Consider the following 3830-nt stretch of genomic DNA (forward strand, 5'->3'; position numbering starts at 1 on the left):
AAGACACAGCCCCAACACCGGTCCGGAACTGCGGGCCCCCGCCGTGGCCACCGACGAGGGAGCGGGGCAGATCAGCTTGCACTGATCGTGCCCGGCCCCGGAGTTGTCGTCAGAATTTGCACTTCACCGAATCGGTGACGATGTTCAAGCTGCACTTGATGATTCCGGTGGCCAGGTCGATCAGCACGGTGGCGACCCCGCCGCCGAGCTTCTCCACTTTCTCGGCCTTTTCGTCGTTCTCGTCCTTCCCGGGCGCGGCCTGTGGTGAGTTCTTCTGGGTGCCTGGGCCGTTGAGCGGGAAGTCGCTCGGGTCGGTCGGCGCTGACGGGGCCACCGGCGGAATAGCGGTGGCGGGCGCGGCGAAGGTGACAGCGCCGAAGGTCAGGACAAGAGCGCCGGACAGGGTGGCGATCGTCGAACGAGCGGACATTTCTCGCATCACATCCTCGGGTCGAATCGGTCGTTCCGGGCGCGGAATGCGTCGCAGAGAATTCGGAACGAGACCCCGATCGGATGGGCTGCCCGCTGGTCTACGCGGTGATCGGCGCCGTCACGGCATTCGCCACACGGACCAGATCAGCAGGTGCGAGCTCGATTTCCAGGCCGCGCTTACCGGCACTGCACAGCACCCGGTCCCAGTCCAGCGCGGACGCGTCGAGAACCGTCGGCAGCTTCTTGCGCTGGCCTAGTGGGGAGACCCCGCCGAGGACATATCCGGTGGTGCGTTCGGCCTTGGTCTTGTCGGCCATGCTCGCCTTCGGCGCGCCCAGTGCGGCGGCGGCCGCCTTCAGCGACAACTTGGCGGGCACCGGCAGCACCGCGACGGCCAGCGCGCCGGTCGAGAGCTCGATCACCAGCGTCTTGAAGATCTGCGCCGCCCGCACGCCCAGTGCCGCGCCGAGCGCGTCCACGGCCTCGTCACCGTAGGAATCCGCGCGGGGATCGTGGGCGTAGGCGTGCACCCGGTGCGCGACCCCCGCACCGGTGAGGATCTTGATCGCGGGCGTCGACGCGGCTGCCATGGGCGTCACCCTAACCATGGCGGGCCCCCGGTCGGCAAACATATTTCCGGCGGTGCGGGAACACCGATCCGCGGGTGCATGTTGCACACGAGTGACAAGCCCACCCGCCGATTGCCGTGAAGGAGAGATAGTGACACTGCTGCTCGAGGAGCGTCCCATCTCGCCGCAGGGTGCGCGATTGCCTTTCGAATCCGAGGTGCCGGTAGATTCGGTAACTACGGCGATCGAAGGGATTGGTGTGACGAGCGACGATGACGTGGTGCCTGCCGAGGCATCCGGCTCAGGAGTCGACGAAGCCGAGCTGGCTGCGCGGTTCGAGCGCGATGCGCTCCCGATGCTCGACCAGCTCTACGGTGCCGCCCTGCGGATGACCAGGAACCCGGCCGACGCCGAGGATCTGGTGCAGGAGACGTATGTGAAGGCGTTCCAGGGATTCAAGTCCTTCAAGGAGGGCACGAATCTGCGTGCCTGGCTGTACCGGATCCTGACCAACACCTACATCAACTCCTACCGCAAGAAGCAGCGCCAGCCCGCGCAGTACCCGACCGACGAGATCACCGACTGGCAGCTGGCGGCCACCGCCGAGCATTCCTCGACGGGCCTGCGCTCGGCCGAGGTGGAGGCGCTCGACGCCCTGCCCGACGACGAGATCAAGGCCGCGCTGCAGCAGTTGCCGGAGGAATTCCGGATGGCGGTGTACTACGCCGACGTCGAAGGTTTCCCGTACAAGGAAATCGCCGACATCATGGGCACCCCGATCGGTACCGTGATGTCCCGGCTGCATCGCGGCCGCAAGCAACTCAAGGGTTTGCTCGCCGGTGTGGCGCGCGAACGTGGATTCGACCGTGGGGAACGCCAGGAGGTTACGAAGTGAGCGACCCCGATATGGAGATGGACTGCACGGCGGTTCTCGCCGACGTATGGCTCATGCTCGACGGTGAATGCGATGAGGCCACTCGTGACCGGCTCCAGGAGCACATGGACCACTGCAGTCCGTGCATCGAGGCCTTCGGCATCGAGGAGAAGCTCAAAGGCCTGCTCAGCCGCAAATGCGGTGGTGAGCACGCTCCGGAGGGTCTGCGCGACCGGCTGAAGCTGGAGATCCACCGCTCGATCTCGGTCACCAGGATCGAGACCACCGAGGGCTGAGCGCCCTGGTCAGGACACAGAAAAGGGGCACCCGACCGGGTGCCCCTTTTCACGTTCCGAGCAGAGCTCAGGCGTTGGGCCGCTTGCCATGGTTGGCTGCGTTGCCCTTACGGCTGCGCTTCTTACGTCCACGCTTACCCATAGGTAGCTCCCTTCTGTGGGTCCTCCCCGCCGCAGCGCGGAGCACGATCTGATCGACAGCCATTGTTTCATGTGTGGTTGGCTGTAGCTTCGCCGGATACGACTATTGAACGAGGTGCCATGTCGGAAGAAGTGCGCGCGGAGATGGTCTCGACCGTGCTCGCTGTCGAGGTCGCTGTCGGTGAGCATGTGCGGGTCGACCAGACCCTGGTGCTGCTCGAGTCGATGAAGATGGAGATCCCGGTGCTCACCGAGGTCGAGGGCGATGTCACCTCGATCGACGTGGCGCCCGGCCAGGTCCTCCAGGCAGGCGACCTGATCGCCACCATCGCCTAGGGCGCACGGGGAAGCGAAGCGGTAGATCCAACGTGGCAACACTGAGCGAGCTCCTGGCCGAACACACCGACCTTCCCGGCACCGCCGTGGATCATCTGCAACGGGTGGTGGGCGATTGGCAGTTGCTCGCCGACCTCTCGTTCTCGGATCTGCTGCTGTGGGTGGGGGCGGGCCCGGTCGCCGATGGCGCCGACGTCGTGTGCGTCGCCCAGATCCGCCCGACAACAGCGCCCACCGTCCACCTCGACGACAAGGTGGATACCACCGCGTCGCGCGCGGACTTCCCGCAGGTGTTCGACGCCCTGCTGAGCGGGCAGACGGTGCGCACCGACAGCGAGGTGGAGGTCAGCGGGGTCTACCACCCGACACCGGCCCACGCCGTGCGCGAGGCGATTCCGGTGCGCTGCGGCGAGGACGTGATCGCGGTGCTCAGCCGCGACTCCGATCTGTATCGATCCCGGGTGCGCAGCACGCTGGAGACGGCCTACGTCGCGTGTGCCGACGACCTGTGCCAGATGATCGCCGACGGCAGTTTCCCGACACCGGAGGATCGCGCGGCGACCCACTCCAGTCCGCGCCCCGGCGACGGTTTCATCCGCCTCGACACCGAGGGCATCGTCGTCTACGCGAGCCCGAACGCCCTGTCGGCCTATCACCGGATGGGAATGCAGGCCGATCTGGTCGGCCAGGATCTCGCGGTCACGACCCGCTCGCTGATCACCGATCCGTTCGACGCGCAGGAAGTCGTCGCCGACATCCAGGCCGCGCTGGCCGGGCGCACCGGCCGCCGGATGGAGGTCGAGGCGCGCGGCGCGACCGTGCTGCTGCGCACGCTGGTCATGCGGCCGGGCGGCGAACTGGCCGGGCCCGCGGTGCTGGTGCGTGATGTCACCGAGGTGAAGCGGCGCGACCGCGCGCTGCTGAGCAAGGACGCGACGATCCGCGAGATCCACCACCGGGTGAAGAACAATCTGCAGACCGTCGCGGCGCTGCTGCGCCTGCAGGCCCGCCGCACCGAGAACCCGGAAGCCCAAGTGGCACTGACGGAATCGGTACGCCGGGTGACCTCGATCGCCTCGGTGCACGAGATGCTGTCGATGTCGGTGGACGAAGAGGTCGACCTCGACGAGGTCGTCGACCGGCTGCTGCCGATCATGGCCGATGTGGCGACGGTGCACACCT

Annotated in this window: 7 protein-coding genes; 4 read left to right on the plus strand and 3 right to left on the minus strand. The window is 66.8% G+C overall.

The features are described 5' to 3' along the window. Positions 1-109: 109 nt before the first annotated feature. Positions 110-430: a hypothetical protein gene (locus ACFWPJ_RS27140; RefSeq protein ID WP_378855469.1), complete on the minus strand. Its 321-nt coding sequence runs from the start codon at positions 428-430 to the stop codon at positions 110-112. A gap of 100 nt (positions 431-530) precedes the next feature. Next, positions 531-1022, minus strand: a complete 492-nt coding sequence (ybaK, locus tag ACFWPJ_RS27145; protein ID WP_378855471.1) for a Cys-tRNA(Pro) deacylase — start codon at positions 1020-1022, stop codon at positions 531-533. Between the two features lie 232 nt (positions 1023-1254). Between ybaK and ACFWPJ_RS27150 the strand changes: the two genes are divergently transcribed. Beyond that, positions 1255-1896 (plus strand): sigma-70 family RNA polymerase sigma factor, encoded by a 642-nt coding sequence (locus ACFWPJ_RS27150; protein WP_378855477.1) that lies wholly within the window; start codon positions 1255-1257, stop codon positions 1894-1896. 11 nt (positions 1897-1907) lie between these two features. Continuing rightward, positions 1908-2171: a mycothiol system anti-sigma-R factor gene (rsrA, locus tag ACFWPJ_RS27155; RefSeq protein WP_378855479.1), complete on the plus strand. Its 264-nt coding sequence runs from the start codon at positions 1908-1910 to the stop codon at positions 2169-2171. Positions 2172-2238: 67 nt separating this feature from the next. Here the strand turns inward: rsrA and ACFWPJ_RS27160 are convergent, their stop codons facing one another. Then, positions 2239-2313, minus strand: a complete 75-nt coding sequence (locus ACFWPJ_RS27160; RefSeq protein WP_022597109.1) for a 50S ribosomal protein bL37 — start codon at positions 2311-2313, stop codon at positions 2239-2241. A gap of 119 nt (positions 2314-2432) precedes the next feature. On the opposite strand from ACFWPJ_RS27160, the gene ACFWPJ_RS27165 reads away from it, so the two are divergent. Further along, on the plus strand, positions 2433-2648 hold the full coding sequence (locus tag ACFWPJ_RS27165) for a biotin/lipoyl-binding carrier protein (protein WP_378855473.1): 216 nt from the start codon (positions 2433-2435) through the stop codon (positions 2646-2648). Positions 2649-2680: 32 nt separating this feature from the next. Beyond that, positions 2681-3830 (plus strand): histidine kinase N-terminal domain-containing protein (locus tag ACFWPJ_RS27170; RefSeq protein WP_378855475.1); only part of this gene is annotated, 1150 nt, incomplete at its 3' end.

The sequence above is a fragment of the Nocardia sp. NPDC058497 genome, from assembly GCF_042720195.1.
Lineage (GTDB): Bacteria > Actinomycetota > Actinomycetes > Mycobacteriales > Mycobacteriaceae > Nocardia.